The organism is Shewanella sp. 10N.261.52.F9 (genome assembly GCF_041471165.1).
Lineage (GTDB): Bacteria > Pseudomonadota > Gammaproteobacteria > Enterobacterales > Shewanellaceae > Shewanella > Shewanella marinintestina.
On the sequence record NZ_JBFRNX010000019.1, the window covers coordinates 1 to 21,089 of the forward strand.

Here is a 21,089-nt window from a genome sequence, read left to right on the forward strand (position 1 = left end):
AAGCGATGATTCTTTGTTCAAGTCACACCATTAGAAGCTCTTAAAGCGATTGTCACCTGGTTCAAATCTCTTTCGATTCTCGAACCTCTAACACTGCTGCAAGTCCCTTGCTACCTAGGTAGTTGGCCTGCTGTGCCGTGTCAGTGGATGCGCATTATAGGGATGTGAGATTAAAGCGCAAGAGCAATAATGAACAAAATCGAACTTTTATAATCGTTTGCTCACAAAACCCACTGACTAGCCACTTTTTAGGCTTTATAATGCTAAAAACACCATAATTAGGACTTTTAGATGTCAAACTCTAGAAACAATAGCTCACTACGATCTTATAAAGGTGCCGTACCGACACTTAAAGAAGGTGTTTATATCGATGAGGCTGCAGTATTAGTCGGTGACATCACCCTTGATGAAGATGCCAGTGTTTGGCCTTTAGTTGCAGCACGTGGAGATGTAAACCATATCTACATAGGTAAACGTTCTAATATCCAAGACGGCACTGTTTTACATGTGACTCGAAAATCCCCATCTTTACCTGCAGGTCATCCATTGATTATTGGTGATGACGTCACCATTGGTCATAAAGCTATGCTGCATGGCTGCCAAGTCGGCAATCGTATTCTAGTAGGTATGGGCGCAATCATTCTTGATGGCGCGGTATTAGAAGATGATGTAATTTTAGGCGCGGGGTCTTTAGTCCCACCAGGTAAGATTCTTAAGAGTGGTTTTCTTTATGTCGGCAGCCCAGCCAAACAAGCAAGGCCGCTAACAGATGCTGAACTCGCTTTCTTGCCCCAATCAGCTGACAACTACGTCAGACTCAAGAATGAATATTTGCAAGAAGGCTAATTAGCGGCTTCTACTATCGACTTAGATAAGTACGACTCTTCCTTGCTCGTCGAATGACTCCTGTTCGATGAGCATTTCAACCTCTTCTTCTATATCAAAGCGGTATTCATCAAATACAGCTAACGCTTTAGCTTCAATATCACAGATTTCCGCCGTCAGTGCTTCTGATGAAAATAAGGCTAATCTTTGCAGACTAATGCGACACTCAACGTTGGCCCCTTGTACCTGTGCTGGAAATACCACAACCTGGCTTCCCGAGTCCCAGTCTTGAAGATCGGGGAATAAAATACTTTGATTCATTTTTCTCTCAAACTTATCTCAAATTACAGTTCAGCTCGTAGCTGAATTAATACAGGCTCAACACTTGGCTTTATTCTGCGCCAAATATTAAAGCTTTCTGCCGCTTGCCCTACCAACATACCTAAGCCATCGATGGTATGTTTAGCCCCCAGCGCTTTAGCCCACACATTGAATGCTGTTGGCTGCTTGCCATACATCATATCGTAGCAAACAGTTTGTGGCGTAATCGTATCGCGACTGATATTAGGCACCTCACCACTTAAGCTTGATGAGGTTGAATTAATGATCACATCATAGTTTTTGCCCGTATGACTTATCGGTAAAGCCTCTACTTCGCCATAACTGGAAAAAAGTGCAGCGAGTGTTTCAGCCTTAGCTTGTGTGCGGTTAACGATAGTAAGCTTGGCAATTCCTGCCTGAATTAATGGCAGCACACTACCTCTTGCGGCGCCACCAGCTCCAACAAGAAGAACATTAAGCCCAGTAAGACTGCCTAAGTTTCTTTCGAGATCCGCAACTAAACCTAAGCCATCGGTATTATCACCACGAATTTTTCCATCGGCCATTACAGATAAAGTATTCACAGCACCAGCAAGCTTTGCCTGCTCGCTGAGTTCATCACACAAGGCAAATGCTTGCTCTTTAAATGGCACTGTAACGTTAGCGCCACGACCGTTTGCTGCAGTAAAGGCATTAAAGCTCTGCTGAAATTCATCGATAGGAGCAAGAATCGCCTCATAAGTAAGTGACTGAGTCGTCTCTTTAGCAAACATAGTATGTATTTTAGGGGACTTACTATGGCTAATTGGGTTGCCAAATACTGCGTATCGTTGAGTCATACCTATTTCTCTTTGCCATGAAAAATAACAGTGTAACTCGGATCCTCAGCTAGGCAATCGCTTCTATTGGAGTTATTTTCAGCTTTGATATTCTGGCAACAGTTTGCAGAGTAAACCCGTTACTCGTTAAACTGACTATAGCTTTTATAAAAATAAAACCATTAGTAGAAGTAGAGCAATTAAATGAACTGGTTAAAAAAGATCATTGGTAAGCCTGACAGTCATCAAGGTACATCTCAAGACAGAGACCCAAACCAATCTAATGCCTATGACCGTATCGGTGGTGAACAGGTTATTCGCGCGATTGCTCATCAGTTTTATGCTCAGATGCAAAGCAACCCAGCTACTCAAGAATTACTCGCAATTCATAGAGCGCCAATTGAAGAGTCAGAACAAAAGCTATTTGAATTTCTAAGCGGTTGGCTTGGTGGGCCACAATTGTATCAGCAAAAACATGGACATCCAGCACTACGTGCCAGACACATGCCGTTTAAAGTCGATGAGACTATGCGAGATCAATGGTTAGTATGTATGAAAGCTGCGATAGAGATAGAAGTGAAAGAACAGCAGCATCAGCAAGCGATATATAGTGCGATATCAACACTTGCTGATCATATGCGAAACCAATAACACCCTAGTATCATTGGTTTCTATCGTAGGGTTATGCTCGCTTAGAGACTAAGCCAATCTCTAGGCTTAAGGTAATCACTATAGAGTTGTGCCTCAGGATTACCCGCTTCTGGCATGTAAGCATATTCCCTGCGCACCTAGATTGACGCATAGAATTATAGGCTTAACCAATCTCTTGGTTTAAGGAAGTCACTATACAATAATGACTCTGGACTACCCACTTCTGGCGTATAAGCATATTCCCAGCGAACAAGTGGCGGCATCGACATTAATATCGACTCTGTGCGGCCACCAGTTTGCAAGCCAAATAGCGTGCCACGATCATAAACCAGGTTAAATTCAACGTAGCGACCACGACGGTATAGCTGAAACTGACGTTCATGCTCACCATATTCGGTATCTTTTCGGCGCTCAACAATAGGAGCATACGCTGTGAGGAAGCCATTACCTACTGCTTGCATAAAGGCAAAACTCTGCTCAAACCCTTGCTTATTAAGGTCATCAAAGAACAAGCCACCTACACCGCGAGTTTCATTACGGTGTGGCAACCAGAAATATTCATCACACCACTGCTTATATTTAGGGTAAACCTCTTCACCAAAAGGTTCACACAAAGACTTAGCACTTTGGTGCCAGTCCACTACATCTTCTAAATAAGGGTAATAAGGCGTTAAGTCGAAGCCACCACCAAACCACCACACAGGATCCGCACCTTCTTTACTGGCAATAAAAAAGCGTACATTGGCATGAGTCGTTGGAATATGTGGATTATTGGGATGAATAACTAGCGAGACTCCCATAGCTTCAAAACTACGGCCAGCTAGCTCAGGGCGATGCGCCGTTGCCGATGCAGGCATAGATGCCCCCATGACATGGGAAAAATTCACTCCAGCTTGTTCAAATACTGCACCACCGGTTAATACTCGGCTTTGCCCGCCCCCCCCCTCTTCACGCTTCCAGGAATCTTCAGCAAATGTTGCAACGCCATCTAACGCTGCTAATCCATTACAAATACGATTTTGAAGATCGAGTAAGAAAGCTTTTACTACTGCCGGATCTGGGATGCTCATATTATTCCTTTTTATAGAGGCTAATTAACCTTGTCTTAAAATGGTGCCTGTTTTGGCATCAATAATCGTTGATGGTGAGGCTTGAATGCCTAATTCGCCTTTAACTAACCCAGCAATAATGCCGTCAAACTGTTGTTTGATGCTTGCAGCTGATAGTGCAGGCTCTTGCCCTGATAAATTTGCACTGGTTGACACTATAGGTTTATTGATTGCAGCACATAGCGCTTTAACTCCTTCATGTGCTGTAACACGCACAGCAATAGAGTCAAAGCTACCGCTTAGCAATTTAGATAACCCAGGCTTAATCGGCATAATAAAAGTATAAGGTCCTGGCCATTTGCTCTTGGCGAATTGCAACTGCTCAGCCGTTAATTGAGACTCATCAATATATGGCTTTAACTGTTGATACTCACCAGCCACGAGAATTAGGCCTTTTTGCCAAGGTCTCTGTTTGATCTGTAATAGTTGTTCAATGGCATCATTATTATCAGGATCGCAACCTAAGCCAAATACAGCCTCAGTTGGATAAGCGATAACGCCACCTTGTATAACAAGCTCAGCAACGTCAGCAGGCAATACTTCTAACATTTATCTCTCTTCACCTTGTACTAGGCCATAAAATATATGCCGCCATGATTACTCAAAAGTGGCATTAGTGAAAGTTAATATGGTGATTTAAACTGCGCGTTTGTATTTACAAGCCTTTTCAGGACACTCCAAACGCATACCTGCCGCTCCTTTACGCTCAACCAAAATACCAAAACCACAGTCTGGGCAAGGTTCAGCAACCGGAGGGTAATTGACTAGAAATTTACACTTAGGATAACCGCTACAAGCATAAAACGACTTACCAAAACGGCTGGTTCTATGCTCAATATGACCTGATTTACATTTAGGGCAAGCTATCTCGTCTTCTGCATCTGCTTGGTCATGTTTTTCAATATGACTACAGGCTGGATAATTAGTACAGCCTATAAATATTCCAAAACGACCAGACTTAACCGCCAATTCACTACCACAGTCTGGGCAAACTGAACCTTGAATGACTTGTGTTTCAATCGATTCGTGTTGCACCAAAGGTCTGGTGTAATCACAACTAGGGTAATTATTACAGCCTATAAACCCACCGTGTTTACTGTGTTTCAGCGACAACTCGCAGCCACATTTAGGGCAAAGCTCAAACTCTTTCTCAAGAGCGTGCTCGTGCGTTGTAAACAGTTGTTGATCGATTTTAGCCATGATTATCTCAATTCATCTATATGGCGCTATTCTACCAAGGAATCGCTTAAGTTTTATATTCCAGTGTTAGAATTTCGTAAAAAGCGATGATATATTGTATTCAATAATATAAAAAATAAATCTAAAGGGATAAAAATGAATACAGCCTCAAAGCTCGCTATTACTATTATAGTCAGTCTACTAGGTTCGATATCTGGATGCGCCACAGTTGAGCAGCCCGTAATCAATCCTCAAGTTATCAAACAGATTACTTCAGCCTCTGAAAGTCAGTTATTTAGCCCTGAAAGCTCATTACTCACAATCAATGACTTTCAACAAGCAACTGCGGCATTAGCAAGTCAGCAAAATATTCAAACCATCGACAAGCTACTTTATTACTTTAGAGCCTTTAGTTATTACGGCCCTGCAGATGAACTTAATGACACTGACATAAACGCACTCGCTAGCGCCTTACAGAAACTAACAGATTCAGGGAGATTACGAGATCAGCCTCGCCTGCAAGAGCAGTATGCCGTTACCCTGTACCGTTACTTTGACGATAACCAAGCAGCACTTGCCCTAGCGCCACTAGTGGCACAACTCAATGTTCAATTAAAACAACTCACCAACTCCAGCTCAAACAGCACTAACGATTACGCACTATTAGAAACGTTAAAAGCTTACGGTTTCTTACTCAATAAAGCCCGTAAAGATGTTGACGGCGAGCTAGCTACAACCTTACTTGCAACAGGTTTAGATAGTGCCTTACTCGATTTTGCAGCAAATCCTGCAAGTATTCGCGCTAACCAAGATTGGCCACGAACAAATGCCTATTGGGCGCTAGCTTTATATCGCCTAATCTTGCCCTCATCAGACACTGGTGAAGCAACACAGCAAGAGCTGGCCTTAGACGCTGCAGTCGCAACCATAGCTAAGAATGACGTGAGCCTGCGTGGTAATGCTGCTAAGGACATCTATACGGCAGGTTTTCACGTGAATACGTTCGCGGGCCAAGAGTTATGTGAGGAGAATAGCGAGATTTGCCGCATTCCAGAACTGAAAACAGTATTACCGATCAAGTACTATTGTTCTGACAGTCTGTTTATTCTCGCGCAAGATCTTAATCAAGCAGAGCTCAATGAAAGCTGCACTAAGCTCACCTCACAAGAGTCGACGTTCCACCAAGTATTAGCCACTGAACATAAACCGGCAGCAAATGATTTTAATAATGCTTTACGAGTAGTCGCCTTTAAAAATTGGAGCCAATACCATTTATACGGTCAGCTAATTTTTGATATTCATACTGATAATGGTGGTATGTATATTGAGGGCTCGCCATCTAAACCCGGTAACCAAGCAACTTTCTTTGCTTATCGTCAATGGTGGATTGAACCTGAGTTTAAGGTATGGAACCTCAACCATGAATACGTCCACTACTTGGATGGACACTTCGTTAAATATGGCGGATTTGGCCACTTCCCAGCAAAGATGGTGTGGTGGTCAGAGGGTTTAGCTGAATATATTGCTAAAGGCGATAACAATCCTTCTACTCTGCGCGTAATTAAGCGCGATTTAGAACAAGCACCGACTTTAGAAGAGATTTTTGCTACTGAATATAAAGATGGTCAAGACAGAACCTATAAATGGAGCTATATGGCTATCCGCTTCTTAGCTGAAAACCATCACGCAGACTTTGTCCAATTAAGTCATTTCCTTAAAACGGACTATTTCGAAGGTTATGAGCAGTTGATGGCATCATTAACCAAGCACCAGCCACAGTTTGCAGATTGGTTAACCACGCAGGTAAATGCCTTTAATGATAGCGAAGAAAAAGCTAAATCTGGTTTGCGTAAGCAAGGTAGGTATGACTATCGCGATTACCTACAGCCAAAACATTTAGCCCATGGTGAGAATCACCTGAAGTTCTAAACATAATTCCTATTTACGCACATCCATGTACAAAAAAGGAGGCTCTGGCCTCCTTTGTTCTATCGTATTCAGCTCATTTATGAGTGTAAACGTCCATCCGGCTGCTCAAAGATCAGATCTTCCATCTGCTCATAGGCTGACTCATGGCCTGGGGCATTAAATAACACCATCAAGATGACCCACTTTAAATCGTCTAAGGTCAACGTTGGCTCGTCAATTTCCATCACACGATCAATCACCATTTCACGAGTTTCCACGCTAAGCACTTTAATTTGCTCTAAAAACAGTAAGAAACCACGGCTCTCGACGTCAATCTTTTCCATCTCTGCTTCAGTATAAATACGGAATGAGTGCTGATCATGATTGCAAAGATAAGGAGTACCCGCTTCTTGCAAATCAGCTAAATGCTCTAACCAAGCAAGGGCTTTAATAATCTCGCTTTGGTGAAATCCAGCACGAGTTAACTCTTTAGTCAGTTCGTCTTCATCAACAAGAAGTTCAACTTCACTATGAACATAGTTTTCAAATAAATACATGAGGATATCAAACATGGCTAGCTCCTCTTCAATCTTATATAACCACCAGGGACTGCAGTAATCCAACCTTGCAGCTCGAGTTCAAGCAATTGCTCCAATACTAGCTCTATGGTTTTTCCACTATGCTCGACCACATCATTTATTGCTGTAGTCTCATAGCCTACACTAGCTAACAGCGAGGAAAATGGCAAATCAGAGGCGCTTTCCCCCACTATATGGTGGCACGACTTAACTTCTTCAAGGTGATAATGCGATAAAGGTGTAACTTCTTCGAAAATATCACTAACAGACTCCACCAACTTAGCCCCTTCACGTAATAATTTATGGCACCCCTCACTTTGCCCACTAAGTACACTACCTGGAATAGCAAATACCTCTCGCCCTTGCTCATTAGCTAGGCGCGCTGTAATTAACGAACCACTTTTCAACCCCGCTTCCACCACTAAGGTTCCTATAGTTAGACCGCTAATAATCCGGTTTCGTTTCGGAAAATTACCAGCGAAAGGTTTAACCGCTGGCCAAAACTCACTAATAACACAACCATCCTGTTGAATATTTTGATAAATACTCTTATGCCGTTTAGGGTAAACCACATCTACCCCGGTGCCTAAAACTGCTAGGCTAGGTTTACCTATATCAATGGCCGCTTGATGTGCAACGCCATCAATACCTAACGCCATACCACTGGTAATAGATAAACCTTGACCAGCCAGCTGCGCTGCCAACTCATAGGCCACTTTCTTGCCACCGACGGTCGCATTACGACTGCCAACAATAGCGATACTCGGGAATAGTAATCCATCAATATGACCTTTTAAAAACAGTACAGTAGGAGGATCTGTAATTTGCTTTAGTAATGGCGGGTAAAATGGATCATCAATGCAAACAAGGTGATGATTATCGGCTGACTGCTGCCAAGACAATGCAGCCTCAACCAGAGCATAATCGGGAGATAACGAGGACTGGAGTAACGATTCTGGCAAAGGCAACGCTTGGGGCTCATGCGCTAACCTTTGCTTTAACTCTGCTACATCCATGTAGTTTAATAATTGTTTAATCCGAGCGGGTCCTAGCCCAGATACCGCAGAAACAACTAGCCAATCGACCAGCTTATTGTTAATAGATAATCCTTTAAAAAATCGATGCTAATGCCGATTCAACATCGATATCAAAGCTTATCTTAATCTTAGTCTACTCACTGCCAATCAGCGAGTCAGGTGTCACTAATTTATCAGCAACTCTTACAGGGCGCTCGTTAACCAATATAATACCCATACTGGTTTTATCGAACACTTTGAATACCATCAGCTTACCGCGATAAAGGTCCGGCATTTTAATTGCGTTATCTGATGAGACGTTAGCAAGTATTTTTTCATAACGATTACGATCATGTGGCTGCACAGGTATGCCATCGCCATCAATCACCACCACTTTGCCATCTTTAAATATTGAAAAAACCTGCCCAGTTTCAAGACCATCTTCGGCTCCACGATCAAGGTAAACCACATCCAGCTTACCCATTGCTCGAATATCTTTACCTGAAGCAAGCACTGACGCAGGCTGTTCTAGATGTGCGGCACGCGGCATAAAGTAAGCTGACATTAATGAATCATCTTCTATAGGCAGCACCCGATAGCCTGCTGCCGTTTCACGTAAATTACTCAGTAATTCGACTTTAGAAACAGGGCCTGATTCAATAACTCTTCCCGAAGCAGATAGAATAACTTCTAAGCCAAGGTTTTCTCCATCACTGTTCTTAAATGTACGTCCATCAGCATACACGCCCAACTTATCACCGACTGTCAGCTCACCTTGGACATAAATAATATCAGAAACAACATGGAACTTAGACGGGCTCTCGCCTCCCATGACTTTGGGCTGTAGCTCGAACCAATCCTCATCAACAACACGATTTTGTAGCAAATAAGGTTGAATTAGCGAAAGGTCGATAGCTGGAATAGCACCATCTTTGGCAGAAATACGCCCCTGTGGGCTCTTTCTAATATGGGGCTTCATCACTAGACGAGGCTCGCCATCAATAAACACTAAAGTGAGTTTATCGCCGGGATAAATTAGATGCGGGTTTGCGACTTGTGGATTAACGCCCCAAAGTTTAGGCCAGCGCCAAGGATCTTTGAGGAAAGATGCTGAAATATCCCATAGAGTATCGCCTTTCTTCACCACATAAGAGTCTGGGTGCCCCGACTTAAGCGTCAACGTATCAGCGAATACAGAGGTGGAACCAATTGTAAATAAAGCCAAGAATATTAACTGTTTCATCAGGGTATCCATGCTATTTGCTCTTTTATTAAAGTATTAGTAGAGCTTTTGCTGTTATTGAATGCCGCTAACGACTAAAATTGAGCCATTAGCAAAAGTCAGTATAACTAACTGGCTCAATTTTGACAGACTTGTTAAGAGTTTAGATATGAGTTTATTAAAAGTTTTACAATTTCCAGATGAAAGATTACGTACGGTTGCCAAGCCAATCACAGAGTTTAACTCTGCACTTCAAACACAAATCGACGATATGTTCGAAACAATGTACGAAGAGAAAGGTATTGGTCTGGCAGCGACCCAAGTTAATTATCACCACCAACTTATCGTTATGGATCTTCAAGATGATGAAGAGCGCCCGACGGTTTTCATCAACCTAGAGATTATTGCTAAAAGCGGTGACTTTTGTAATGAGGAAGGCTGCCTGTCTGTTCCAGGCGTTTACGCTAAAGTAGACCGTGCCGAATTTGTGACAATTAAAGCACTCGACCGCGATGGTAAAGAATTTACTCTTGAGGCTGACGGACTGTTCGCTATTTGCCTACAGCATGAACTCGACCATTTATCAGGCAAGCTATTCGTTGATTACCTGTCGCCATTAAAGCGCCAACGTATCAAACAGAAACTAGAAAAAGCGGCTCGTCTAGAAGCAAAACAAGGATAAATTTTTGAAACCATTAAATGTCATTTTTGCAGGAACACCAGACTTCGCTGCACGCCATCTTCAAGCGCTAATCGATTCAGAGCACAATGTAATTGCGGTATACACTCAACCAGACAGACCTGCTGGCCGAGGCAAGAAATTACAAGCTAGCCCAGTTAAAGCACTAGCGCTTGAAAATGACATCGCAGTTTACCAACCAAAATCTTTACGTGACGAAGAAGCGCAAGCTGAACTCGCCGCGCTAAATGCAGACATAATGGTTGTTGTGGCGTACGGGCTTATTTTACCAAAAGTAGTATTAGACACCCCTCGCCTTGGTTGCATTAATGTGCATGGTTCAATTTTACCTCGCTGGCGCGGTGCAGCGCCGATTCAACGTGCATTATGGGCTGGTGATACCGAAACAGGCGTCACCATTATGCAAATGGATATTGGCTTAGATACCGGCGACATGCTGCTTAAGACTCAGCTAAAAATCGAAGATACAGATACCTCTGCAACTCTTTATGAAAAGTTAGCCGAGCAAGGTCCGAGTGCACTTGTTGAAGCCTTAGCTGCTATTGCAGAAGATCGCTTACCTGCCGAAAAACAAAATGAAGCACTAGCTAACTACGCTGAAAAGTTATCGAAAGAAGAAGCACGCTTAGATTGGTCAAAGTCGGCTAGCGCATTATGGCGTGAAGTCCGCGCTTTCAATCCTTGGCCTGTCAGTCACTACGAGCACGAAGGCAATACCATAAAAGTATGGCAAAGCCATGTGAGCGATGAAACAAGCTCCAAGCAACCAGGTACTATTTTATCTGCCGATAAAGCAGGTATTAGTATTGCCACAGGTGATGGCGTATTAACCATTACACAAATGCAACTGCCAGGCAAAAAACCATTAAGTGTTGCCGACATACTCAACTCAAGAGCAGACTGGTTTACTCCGGGCACTGTGCTAGCTAGTTCTGACAATCAAGAGGCTTAATCACCAATGAACTTAAGAGCTTTGGCCGCGAAGGTCGTTTTTCAGGTGCTAGAAAAGGGTATTTCTCTGTCAGTTGCATTACCAGATCAACAAAGACACCTTGATAATGGTAAAGACAAAGCACTACTTGCCGAGCTTTGCTATGGCGTAATGCGCTACTTGCCACAACTCGACAAGCAAGTCAGTGACTGCATGAGTAAGCAGATGAAAGGCAAGCAACGTATTGTCCACCAGCTATTGCTTGTAGGTTGCTATCAACTGTATTTCACTCGTATTCCAAGCCATGCAGCGATATCAGAAACAGCCGAAGCCTGCCGTCAGTTAAAGTTTGAAGGCTTAGTTAAGGTAGTTAACGGTGTTTTACGTAATATTCAACGCCAAGAAAAGCCTTTAGCAACTGACAATGACACTCTGGCATACAACACTCCAGCTTGGATCATTAAGCGCTTAAAAGAGGCTTATCCAGATAACTGGCAAAACGTGATTGAGCAAAGCCATGAGCGCCCTCCAATGTGGTTGCGTAACAATCAACAATCACAAACAAGAGAAACCTACTTACAAGCATTAGCGGGTTTAGAGATTGAAGCTGAAGCGGGTAACAGCCCCGATTCAATTTTATTAAGCAGTCCGCGTGATGTAATGCAGCTACCAGGTTTTGAAACTGGGGCGGCTTCAGTACAAGATGGTGCCGCACAATGGGCAGCAACGTTATTGGCTCCACAAGGTGATGAACTGGTACTTGATGCCTGTGCAGCACCAGGCGGTAAAACTTGCCACCTGTTGGAACTTGCACCAAACATTAAATTGGTAGCCGTTGATTTTGACGCGAAACGTCTTGAACGAGTGCAGCAAAATCTTGATAGATTATCGCTCAAGGCCGAATGTATTCATGGTGATGCAGCCGACATCGACTCTTGGTGGCAAGGCGAACAGTTTGACCGAATTTTACTTGATGCCCCATGTTCAGCAACGGGCGTGATCCGTCGTCACCCCGATATTAAGTGGCTAAGAAAGAACAACGACATCGAAGAGTTGGCTCAATTACAGTCACAAATATTTGATCATTGCTGGAAGTGGTTAAAGCCAGGTGGCACACTCCTATATGCAACATGTTCAATATTGCCTCAGGAAAACAGAGATCAAGTCAGTGCATTTTTAGCTAGAACGCCAGATGCAACCTTGGTGCCTATCGAAGAACAAGCTAATCCAGATGATATTGGTTGGCAGATTGTTCCAGGGCAAGACAATATGGACGGCTTTTATTACGCTCGCCTAGTGAAGGATTAGTACGGCAATGAAAATTATCATTTTGGGTGCGGGACAAGTTGGCGGCACATTAGCCGAAAACTTAGTTGGCGAAAACAATGACATCACCATTGTCGATAACGACAAAAACCGCTTACGTTCGCTACAAGATAAGTACGACTTACGAGTGGTTGTGGGTCACGGTGCTCATCCAAGTGTATTAAAAGAGGCCGGTGCCGAAGACGCAGATATGCTGATTGCGGTAACCAACAGTGACGAATGTAATATGGCAGCCTGCCAGATTGCGTATTCACTGTACGGTACCCCGACCAAAATTGCCCGAATTCGCTCAGAGCAATACTTAGGTCTGCGCGATAAACTTTTTATTGATAGCGAAACCAAGAACGCTGAAAACCGTCCACGCGGCGGCTTTATTATTGATGAGCTCATTGCTCCTGAACAGCTAGTTACCGCTTATATTGGTCGCTTAGTTGAATATCCTGGTGCATTGCAAGTGCTTGAATTTGCCGAAGGCAGACTGAGTCTAGTCGCAGTGCGTGCATATTACGGTGGCCCATTAGTGGGTAACGCCCTCGCCGCTCTGCGTGAACATATGCCTAATATTGATACCCGGGTAGCTGCTATTTTTAGACAAGGTCGCCCTATCATGCCTCGCGGAACCACCATTATCGAAGCCGATGATGAAGTATTCTTCGTTGCAGATAGTCGCCACGTGCGTGCGGTTATGAGTGAGATGCAAAAGCTCGATAACTCCTACCGTAATATTATGATTGCTGGTGGTGGTAATATTGGTTTAGGCCTAGCCAAACAACTGCAGCGTAATCATTCAGTAAAACTGATTGAACGTAAGCAAGAGCGCGCAGAAGAGTTGTCTGAAAAGCTTGAAAATACCACGGTATTTTGTGGTGACGCATCAGATCAAGAGCTACTACTTGAAGAGCATATCGACCAAACTGATGTATTTATAGCGGTCACCAATGATGATGAAGCCAACATCATGGCAGCACTCTTAGCTAAACGCATGGGTGCGAAAAAAGTAATGGTGTTGATCCAGCGTGAGGCTTATGTCGATATCGTACAAGAAGCCAATATTGATATTGCAATATCACCACAACAAGCCACTATTTCAGCTCTACTAACTCATATTCGCCAAGGTGACATCTGTAACGTTTACTCACTACGCCGCGGTGCAGCTGAAGCCATTGAAGCCATTGCTCATGGTGATGCAAATACATCTAAAGTTGTTGGTAAACAGATTAGTGAAATCAAGCTGCCACCAGGTACGACTATTGGCGCAATCGTGCGCGATGAAGAAGTACTTATGGCTCACGATAAAACAGTTATCGAACAAGGTGACCATGTCATTCTCTTCTTAGTAAACAAGAAGTTTGTTGGCGAAGTTGAAAAGCTGTTCCAACCGAGCGCCTTTTTCTTTTAAAGCGTGTTGCTGTATCAACACTTAAATATATTGCCCCTTTATAGCCTGTAACTCGAGGTTATCAAGGGGAGCTAACAATGTACTTGGTAATTGCACTACAGGAAAGGCTCCTCGTCGAGCATCTTCTCACTTAGATTGGTATAACCTATTATGCTGAACTATCGCCCACTGCTATTTATTCTAGGTATTTTCCTGTCGACACTGACAGGCTTTATGCTAATACCCGGTGCCTTTGCCCTTTATTATGGTGAAGAAACTGTTGCCGCCTTTATGATCTCATCTCTCGTTGCAGGAACGGCTGCGAGTTTTTGTATGCATCAAGGCCAAAGCACTAAGTTACACCTCAACATTCGCGACATGTTTTTATTAACCTGCCTTACTTGGGTTATTGTCAGCTTATTTGCAGCGATGCCTTTTACCTTGTATCACGGCATTAATTATACCGACGCATTCTTTGAAACCATGTCAGGGATCACCACCACAGGTTCAACAGTGCTGTCGGGGTTAGATACCATGGATCACAGCATCCTTATTTGGCGCTCACTATTGCAGTGGATGGGTGGCATAGGTTTTATTGTAATGGCGGTAGCTGTACTGCCATTTTTAAATGTCGGTGGTATGCGGCTTTTTAGAACCGAGTCGTCTGATTGGAGTGATAAAACCACACCGCGAACTCAATCTATGGCAAAGAATTTGTTTATTGTTTATTGCCTGCTGACTTTTTTATGTTTTCTTGCTTATCACAACAGCGGCATGAGCTGGTTTCAAGCCATAAACCACGCCATGACAACCCTATCGACTGGCGGCTATTCAACTTCCGACCAATCTATGGCGGCCTTTTCAAACGAAGCTCACTGGGTTGGTACCACTTTTATGCTGGCAGGTGGTTTACCCTTATTGATGTTTGTTTATATGGTGCAACATCGCTCAATAAAAATTTGGAATGACGCTCAGGTAAAAGGCTTTTTAAAGTTTGTTATTTTTGTTTCTTGCACATTAGCATTATGGCTTTGGAGTAGCAGAGAAATAGCCGCTTTAGATGCTCTACGCTTAGCCAGCTTTAATGTGGTTTCCGTTGTGACAACTACCGGTTATGGCCTAACTGACTATACGGCTTGGGGCGCTCTAGCCAACATAGCCTTTCTATTTTTAATGTTTGTTGGTAGCTGTTCTGGCTCAACCTCTGGCGGGATAAAAATCTTCCGTTTCCAAATAGCCGGTGTGGTTATGCGTGAGCAGTTAAAACAACAGTTTCATCCCAATGGCGTGTTTAAAGAGCGTTATAACAACCGCATAATTAAAGATGACATTGTCCGCTCCCTAGTTACCTTCATATTATTATTTGTGATGGTAATCGTACTGCTATCTATAGTGTTAGTGCTTACCGGGCTCGACCCTGTCACTAGCTTTACGGGCGCCATTACCGCAGTTACCAACGTGGGACCAGGATTAGGTGGCACTATTGGTCCAGCAGGAAACTTTTCCACTTTACCTGACGTGGCCAAATGGGCATTAGCAATTGGGATGCTACTTGGACGCTTAGAGATCTTAACGGTTGCAGTATTATTCCATCCAAGCTTTTGGAAGTATTAACCCTGTTTTTCAGCTACAAAAAAGCCGCATCAAGTGCGGCTTTTAAGTCTGTCACCTATTTAGCTAAGCTTACGAGGTGCTCAGCGTAAACTTTCACATCTTCCCAATCAGTGTAATCAATTATTGCTTTAGGATCGGTCGGCCCATCGGTGATCTTCATAATTAGTTGGATCATCATTCTGTCATACCAACGCCAAGATGGGTAATCTACCTTACCGGCAATCACTTTTACGTCGTTTGGTTTCCATGCCGATAGCTCAATAAACTTCTGCAAATATTTATTATTTTCAGGAACACGTTTTTCAGGTTTTCGCGCAACCACGTTAACACTAAAAAAACTGGTCGCTTTTGCATTTAGCTCAGCTTGATGTTGGGCTGCAAATTCAAATACAGTCTTATGGTAAGTGCCGTAAAGTACGCAAGCCCCCAAAGCAACAACATCATACTTTTGCCAATCGATGCCTTCAGCTTTAGCTTCATTGATATGCATCATATCGCACTTGTGACCAACACTCGCTAGGTGGTCGGCAATCGCACGGCTAATTCTGGCAGTATGACCACCACGTGAATAATAGAGTACCAGAACAGATTTCATCTTAATCCCAATAGAGAATTTGTTGTTTAAAGACATTGTTACAGCAAATCGCAGTTTTTAAAGGAGAATGGATCACAAATTAGGTATAGCTCATATTATCGGCATCAAAAATTGTTAAAATGGTAATCTGGAAGTATATTGTTTTATCAATACCACTCAATTAGAATTAACTAATTTAAGGCTATGGAGTAAGCATAAGTATGCAGCAAGAAATAGATGCGAGTGCAATGGTCACAAATGCTGAAAGCGCGGCTAAATGGCTAAAAGCGATTGCCAACCCATACCGCCTAATGATCTTATGCTTATTACTAGATAAAGAGTTAAGCGTTACTGAACTTAATAAAACGGTTCCCCTTAGTCAATCAGCGCTATCACAACATTTAGCGGTATTGCGCTCTGAAGACTTAGTTGCCACCCGTAAAAGCTCTCAAGTGGTTTATTACACTCTTAAAAATGAGCAAGTCACTGAAGTTATTTCAATACTGCATCGCAAATATTGCGCTCAATAAACTAAAACAAAAAAGCCTGCTAAACAGCAGGCTTTTTTGGGTCTAATTTGCGGTGCTTTAGCGTTCAGAAAACGCTCGAGCAAACTCGTCGACTTTATTCCAATCCGTAAATTCAAAGGTACCTGTTGTATCAGTCGGGCCTTTGGTCATCCACATAATAAAGCGGATCATTACCTTATCGAATAAGCGATATTTAGGGTAATCAATTTTGCCAGCAAACACGGCTAACTGTTGTGGTTGCCACAGCGAAAGTTCCAAAAACTTTTTCATATAAGGATTCGTTTCTGGAGTATTTTTTTCCGGTTTACGTGCAACAACATTGACGGTAAAGAATGCATTTTGTTTGGCATTGAGCACCGCATGATGGCGATTAATAAACTGATATAGTTCGGGTCGGTGTTTACCATAACGAATACTTGCCGCAACCAATACCTTATCGAACTGAGCTAAGCCCAATGCTTCAGCATTTTCCAATGAGGTCAAAGTCACCTCGTTATCATGCTCTTGGGTGATCTTTTTAATTTGCTCACAAATTGCTTTGGTTTGGCCATCGACAGTCGAATAAATAATGAGAGTTTTGTTCATTTACTTCCTACTATTTCCCGATTAATACAGGGTTATAACTAGACACGAACTATGGCCAACGGCCTGTCATATCTTGAATATACTACTCAATAATTAACGCTAGCTTAGCCTAAGCAATCGAGTAACTATCTTTACACTTAATTTAGTTTTTCCAGAAGGTTGGCGTAAACAAAATTAACAGAGTAAACACTTCTAATCGGCCAAACAGCATGGCAAACAATAGCACCCACTTTTCACCATCGCCAATACTGGCGTAGTTACTCGCCACCTCACCTAAACCTGGACCTAAGTTATTCAAACAAGCTGCTGTAGCACTAAAAGCGGTAATCGCATCCATCCCTTGTGCCATCAAAATAAGCATGCACACTACAAACACTAACGCGTAAGCAGAGAAGAACCCCCATACCGCATCAATAACCCTATCAGGCAGCGCGTTACCACTAATACGAATAGAGAACATGCCACGTGGATGTACTAAGCGTTTTAACTCTCGAGAACCTTGTAGCAAAAGTAAAATAACGCGAATGACTTTAATACCGCCTGCTGTTGAGCCACCACTGCCGCCAATAAAGCTAGAGAAAATTAGCAAGATAGGTAAGAACAGTGGCCATGCATGGAAACTCTCGGTACCAAAACCCGCGGTAGTGGAAATCGATACCGCTTGGAACAGCGCATAATCAAAAGTTTCTTCTGCCGAGTCATAAATGCCTGAGCCATACAGGGTGACAAAACAGATGGCAGTTAGCACCAATTGAATCGCAATGAGCACTTTAAACTCGGCGTCTCTAAAGTAGACTCTAAGGTTAATACCGCGGCGAGAAAAAGCCGCAAAGTGTAAGCTAAAATTCAGTGCTGCAATCAGCAGAAACACCACACAGATCAGGTTAATTGTAGGGCTGTCAAAGTAGCCCATACTAGCGTCGTGAGTAGAGAAACCGCCAATGGCAATGGTTGAGAATGAGTGACAAATCGCATCAAACACATCCATCCCCGCCAACCAATAAGCAAAGGCACAAGCGACGGTTAATGCTAAATAGATATACCAAAGCGCTTTAGCGGTTTCAGCAATTCTGGGCGTCATCTTACTGTCTTTAACTGGTCCTGGCATTTCGGCACGATATAGCTGCATCCCCCCAACGCCAAGTACAGGCAAAATAGCCACTGCCAGTACAATAATTCCCATACCACCAAGCCATTGCAGCAAGTGGCGATAGAACAAAATCGCTTTGGGTAGGCTATCGAGGCCAACAATCACCGTGGCTCCGGTGGTGGTCAGCGCAGAGAACGACTCAAAAAAACTGTCGGTTAAACTTAGCGAGGGTTGGCCGGAGAAAATAAATGGCACAGCACCAATAGAGCCGAGTACCACCCAGAACAATACCACCAGCAAGAAGCCCTCGCGGGTACGCAGATCTTTACGATGAGCACGGTTGGGATACCAAAGGCTAAAACCCAAAATCAGGCACAATACAAACGCCTGAATAAATGCCATGCCGCCACCATCTTTATAAATAACGGCTACCACGGCAGGTGGGAGTAAAGATAAAGAAAACAGCCCCATCAGCAGGCCTGTAATTCTTATAATTGTTCGATATTGCATTGATTCCCATCACTCGCGCTAATGCTACAGCGCATTTTTGTACACATAATTAATGACCTTGTACCGCAGCAATTGCAATACAAAGCGCTTGTTACACTTATTACCGATAAATCAGCAAACATAAAACTGGCTAACTTACTCGGCAAATATGGCTTTCAACTGGCCTTTACTCATAGTGGCTAGATCGACGTTTAGCTGCACCTTAAACGCTTTAGGTATAGCAAATTGAATCACGATATTGTCGCTAAACTGTTTGTCGTCAATCACCACGTCATATTGGGCAAAAATATGCTCAACATCTTTGAGTTGATGATAATCACACACTAGAGTCGCTGGATAACGGATCTGCTTAAGTTGAGTTTGCAGCTGAGGAATCGCTTGTTTAATCCCCGAACTATAGGCTCTAACCAATCCACCCACGCCTAGTTTAGTTCCGCCAAAATAGCGGATAACAACTGCCCCAACTTCACCAATATTAGCGCCCTGTAGCGCCGCTAACATCGGCCGACCAGCACTACCTGAAGGTTCACCGTCATCACTAGAGCCCATATTGACGTTATCCGTTGGTGCACCACCAACAAAAGCGTAGCAATAATGGTTTGCTCCCGGATACTCAACCTTTAAGTTAGTAAGTACACACTTCAACTCTTCTGCAGACTGGCAGTGAAATAGAAAAGAGATAAAGCGACTATGCTTTATCTCTTCTTCAAATAATAGCTCTGCGGCAGGAATGAGATAGCTCTCGCTCAAAATAGTTCTCTCAATCGATTATTCGCGATTATCTCAGCCAAGTTAGCGAAAAATATTAGCGATTCAACCCTAAATCTCGGGTCATATTCTCAATACTCTCGCCATGAACAATCACGTTGTCTTCAATACGAATACCACCAAATGGCCTTAGGGTATCTACCGTATTCCAATTAATCTGAGACTGACGCTTATCTTGTTTTAACGGCGCTAATAGCGAGTCAATAATATAAATACCCGGCTCTATGGTCAGTACCTGATTAACATCTAACTCTCGAGTACAACGTAAAAACGGATGCGCATCAGGAGCGGCAATATGAGTGCCTTTATCATCACCAAGGAAACCGCCCATGTCGTGCACCTGAATACCTAACATATGACCTAATCCATGGGGGAAGAACACGCTAGTTATGCCCTGTTCGACCAGCCCCTGTACATCGCCGCTGACAATATCAAAATCCAACAAGATCTGCGCTAACTTATAATGAGTTTCGACGTGCAATTGCACATAGCTCACACCTGGCTTCATCATATTGATGATCTGCAGCTGTAAATTGTCCATTGCAGTAATCAAATCATCGAAAATATTCTTTTCAAAGGCATAGCTACGGGTGATATCAGATGCATAACCGTTAAAGTTAGCTCCGGCGTCAATTAAGAATGAACGACGCTGGGCTGGCGATTTTTGCTCGAGTGCCGTGTAATGCAAAATCGCTGCGTTTTCATTAAGCGCAACAATACTGCCGTAAGGGACTTGGTTTTCACCTTGTGATACCGCCGATAAGTAAACTTGTAAGATCTCAAACTCACTCGCACCATTATAGAAAGCTGTTTTAGCCGCCTGATGCCCGGTCACAGCAATTGCGTTGGACTGACGCATACAAACCAACTCATAATCAGTCTTTGTTGCACGGTGGTAATTAAGGAAGCTTAACACTGCATCTGGATTACGCGCCTTAAAGCCCAAGACATCAGCCACATCTAAGTGCTCACCAATATAAGCCCAATTATCAATATCTTTAGGAAGATACTCGGCAACTTTATCGGCTTTGGTCAAAAACTTAATATCGACGTGCTCTGACCAATATTCAGTCGGCTCTGCAGCCACTTTATGCCAAAAATCCACAGGGCGATAAAAGATTAACACTGGCTTATCTGTGCCATTTACGATCAACCATGAGTTAGGATTGTCGGTCACCGGTAACCAGGCTTTAAAATGTGGATTAACTTTAAAAGGGTAATCTAGATCATCTAAAAACTGTCTGTGTGCTTGGCCTGAATGAATGACTAAGCCCGACAAATTTTCGCGAGAAATAATCTCGGCGACACGACCATTTAAGACTTGAAGATGGTCATGATAGAGATGTGCTAACTGTTCCATGAGGGTTACCCTATTGTTATTATTTAGCCAAATTTTCGACGACGGCTCAGTCTAACACATCGTTAATTAAAATTTTTCTTCAAACACATTATTCGC

22 protein-coding genes are annotated in these 21,089 nt (G+C 43.1%); 9 read left to right on the forward strand and 13 right to left on the reverse strand.

The window, feature by feature from the left end:
• Positions 1 to 291 precede the first annotated feature (291 nt).
• Entirely contained in the window at positions 292 to 846 is a 555-nt protein-coding gene (locus AB4298_RS13040; RefSeq protein WP_249000550.1) for a gamma carbonic anhydrase family protein, read from the forward strand.
• 21 nt (positions 847 to 867) lie between these two features.
• Here the strand turns inward: AB4298_RS13040 and AB4298_RS13045 are convergent, their stop codons facing one another.
• On the reverse strand, positions 868 to 1,146 hold the full coding sequence (locus AB4298_RS13045) for a DUF1488 family protein (protein ID WP_371987062.1): 279 nt from the start codon (positions 1,144 to 1,146) through the stop codon (positions 868 to 870).
• A 23-nt stretch (positions 1,147 to 1,169) separates the two neighbouring features.
• Complete coding sequence (gene aroE, locus AB4298_RS13050; RefSeq protein WP_371987063.1) at positions 1,170 to 1,985, reverse strand: shikimate dehydrogenase; 816 nt, start codon at positions 1,983 to 1,985, stop codon at positions 1,170 to 1,172.
• A gap of 183 nt (positions 1,986 to 2,168) precedes the next feature.
• Here aroE and AB4298_RS13055 point away from each other — a divergent pair, with 183 nt between their 5' ends.
• Positions 2,169 to 2,615, forward strand: a complete 447-nt coding sequence (locus AB4298_RS13055) for a group II truncated hemoglobin (protein ID WP_371987064.1) — start codon at positions 2,169 to 2,171, stop codon at positions 2,613 to 2,615.
• Between the two features lie 155 nt (positions 2,616 to 2,770).
• Here AB4298_RS13055 and hemF read toward each other — a convergent pair whose 3' ends face one another.
• From hemF to AB4298_RS13070, 3 genes are all read right to left on the reverse strand, one after another.
• Complete coding sequence (hemF, locus tag AB4298_RS13060; protein ID WP_249000554.1) at positions 2,771 to 3,685, reverse strand: oxygen-dependent coproporphyrinogen oxidase; 915 nt, start codon at positions 3,683 to 3,685, stop codon at positions 2,771 to 2,773.
• Positions 3,686 to 3,709: 24 nt separating this feature from the next.
• Positions 3,710 to 4,273, reverse strand: a complete 564-nt coding sequence (gene tsaC, locus AB4298_RS13065) for an L-threonylcarbamoyladenylate synthase type 1 TsaC (protein ID WP_371987065.1) — start codon at positions 4,271 to 4,273, stop codon at positions 3,710 to 3,712.
• Positions 4,274 to 4,360: 87 nt separating this feature from the next.
• Positions 4,361 to 4,924 carry a DNA topoisomerase family protein gene (locus tag AB4298_RS13070; protein ID WP_249000556.1) on the reverse strand — a complete coding sequence of 188 codons (564 nt, stop codon included), beginning with the start codon at positions 4,922 to 4,924 and terminating at the stop codon, positions 4,361 to 4,363.
• A gap of 135 nt (positions 4,925 to 5,059) precedes the next feature.
• Here AB4298_RS13070 and AB4298_RS13075 point away from each other — a divergent pair, with 135 nt between their 5' ends.
• A complete protein-coding gene (locus AB4298_RS13075; RefSeq protein WP_371987066.1) occupies positions 5,060 to 6,832 on the forward strand; it encodes a collagenase in 1,773 nt (590 codons plus the stop codon).
• A 77-nt stretch (positions 6,833 to 6,909) separates the two neighbouring features.
• Here the strand turns inward: AB4298_RS13075 and AB4298_RS13080 are convergent, their stop codons facing one another.
• The 3 genes from AB4298_RS13080 to AB4298_RS13090 form a co-directional block, all read right to left on the reverse strand.
• Positions 6,910 to 7,383 carry a DUF494 family protein gene (locus tag AB4298_RS13080; protein WP_249000558.1) on the reverse strand — a complete coding sequence of 158 codons (474 nt, stop codon included), beginning with the start codon at positions 7,381 to 7,383 and terminating at the stop codon, positions 6,910 to 6,912.
• 2 nt (positions 7,384 to 7,385) lie between these two features.
• The gene (dprA, locus tag AB4298_RS13085) at positions 7,386 to 8,405 is read right to left on the reverse strand and encodes a DNA-processing protein DprA (protein ID WP_249000559.1); all 1,020 of its coding nucleotides are present in this window, start codon (positions 8,403 to 8,405) and stop codon (positions 7,386 to 7,388) included.
• A gap of 154 nt (positions 8,406 to 8,559) precedes the next feature.
• A complete protein-coding gene (locus AB4298_RS13090; protein WP_371987068.1) occupies positions 8,560 to 9,660 on the reverse strand; it encodes a LysM peptidoglycan-binding domain-containing protein in 1,101 nt (366 codons plus the stop codon).
• Between the two features lie 136 nt (positions 9,661 to 9,796).
• Between AB4298_RS13090 and def the strand changes: the two genes are divergently transcribed.
• The 5 genes from def to AB4298_RS13115 all read left to right on the forward strand — a co-directional run bounded on the left by def (position 9,797) and on the right by AB4298_RS13115 (position 15,576).
• Complete coding sequence (gene def, locus AB4298_RS13095; protein WP_249000561.1) at positions 9,797 to 10,309, forward strand: peptide deformylase; 513 nt, start codon at positions 9,797 to 9,799, stop codon at positions 10,307 to 10,309.
• Between the two features lie 4 nt (positions 10,310 to 10,313).
• Entirely contained in the window at positions 10,314 to 11,279 is a 966-nt protein-coding gene (gene fmt, locus AB4298_RS13100; RefSeq protein ID WP_249000562.1) for a methionyl-tRNA formyltransferase, read from the forward strand.
• 6 nt (positions 11,280 to 11,285) lie between these two features.
• Positions 11,286 to 12,566, forward strand: a complete 1,281-nt coding sequence (gene rsmB / locus AB4298_RS13105; protein WP_371987069.1) for a 16S rRNA (cytosine(967)-C(5))-methyltransferase RsmB — start codon at positions 11,286 to 11,288, stop codon at positions 12,564 to 12,566.
• 7 nt (positions 12,567 to 12,573) lie between these two features.
• Complete coding sequence (trkA, locus tag AB4298_RS13110; RefSeq protein ID WP_249000564.1) at positions 12,574 to 13,983, forward strand: Trk system potassium transporter TrkA; 1,410 nt, start codon at positions 12,574 to 12,576, stop codon at positions 13,981 to 13,983.
• A 150-nt stretch (positions 13,984 to 14,133) separates the two neighbouring features.
• Positions 14,134 to 15,576, forward strand: coding sequence for a TrkH family potassium uptake protein (locus tag AB4298_RS13115; RefSeq protein WP_249000565.1), 1,443 nt, complete (start codon positions 14,134 to 14,136; stop codon positions 15,574 to 15,576).
• Positions 15,577 to 15,631: 55 nt separating this feature from the next.
• Here the strand turns inward: AB4298_RS13115 and hemG (AB4298_RS13120) are convergent, their stop codons facing one another.
• Complete coding sequence (gene hemG / locus AB4298_RS13120) at positions 15,632 to 16,171, reverse strand: menaquinone-dependent protoporphyrinogen IX dehydrogenase (protein ID WP_249000566.1); 540 nt, start codon at positions 16,169 to 16,171, stop codon at positions 15,632 to 15,634.
• Between the two features lie 200 nt (positions 16,172 to 16,371).
• Here hemG (AB4298_RS13120) and AB4298_RS13125 point away from each other — a divergent pair, with 200 nt between their 5' ends.
• Positions 16,372 to 16,680 (forward strand): ArsR/SmtB family transcription factor, encoded by a 309-nt coding sequence (locus AB4298_RS13125; RefSeq protein ID WP_220781259.1) that lies wholly within the window; start codon positions 16,372 to 16,374, stop codon positions 16,678 to 16,680.
• 57 nt (positions 16,681 to 16,737) lie between these two features.
• On the opposite strand, the gene hemG (AB4298_RS13130) is transcribed toward AB4298_RS13125, so the two are convergent.
• The 4 genes from hemG (AB4298_RS13130) to pepQ all read right to left on the reverse strand — a co-directional run bounded on the left by hemG (AB4298_RS13130) (position 16,738) and on the right by pepQ (position 20,993).
• The gene (hemG, locus tag AB4298_RS13130) at positions 16,738 to 17,265 is read right to left on the reverse strand and encodes a menaquinone-dependent protoporphyrinogen IX dehydrogenase (protein ID WP_249000568.1); all 528 of its coding nucleotides are present in this window, start codon (positions 17,263 to 17,265) and stop codon (positions 16,738 to 16,740) included.
• A gap of 142 nt (positions 17,266 to 17,407) precedes the next feature.
• The gene (locus tag AB4298_RS13135) at positions 17,408 to 18,865 is read right to left on the reverse strand and encodes a TrkH family potassium uptake protein (protein WP_249000569.1); all 1,458 of its coding nucleotides are present in this window, start codon (positions 18,863 to 18,865) and stop codon (positions 17,408 to 17,410) included.
• Between the two features lie 135 nt (positions 18,866 to 19,000).
• Complete coding sequence (locus AB4298_RS13140) at positions 19,001 to 19,615, reverse strand: YigZ family protein (protein ID WP_249000570.1); 615 nt, start codon at positions 19,613 to 19,615, stop codon at positions 19,001 to 19,003.
• A gap of 55 nt (positions 19,616 to 19,670) precedes the next feature.
• Entirely contained in the window at positions 19,671 to 20,993 is a 1,323-nt protein-coding gene (pepQ, locus tag AB4298_RS13145) for a Xaa-Pro dipeptidase (protein ID WP_249000571.1), read from the reverse strand.
• Between the last annotated feature and the right edge of the window lie 96 nt (positions 20,994 to 21,089).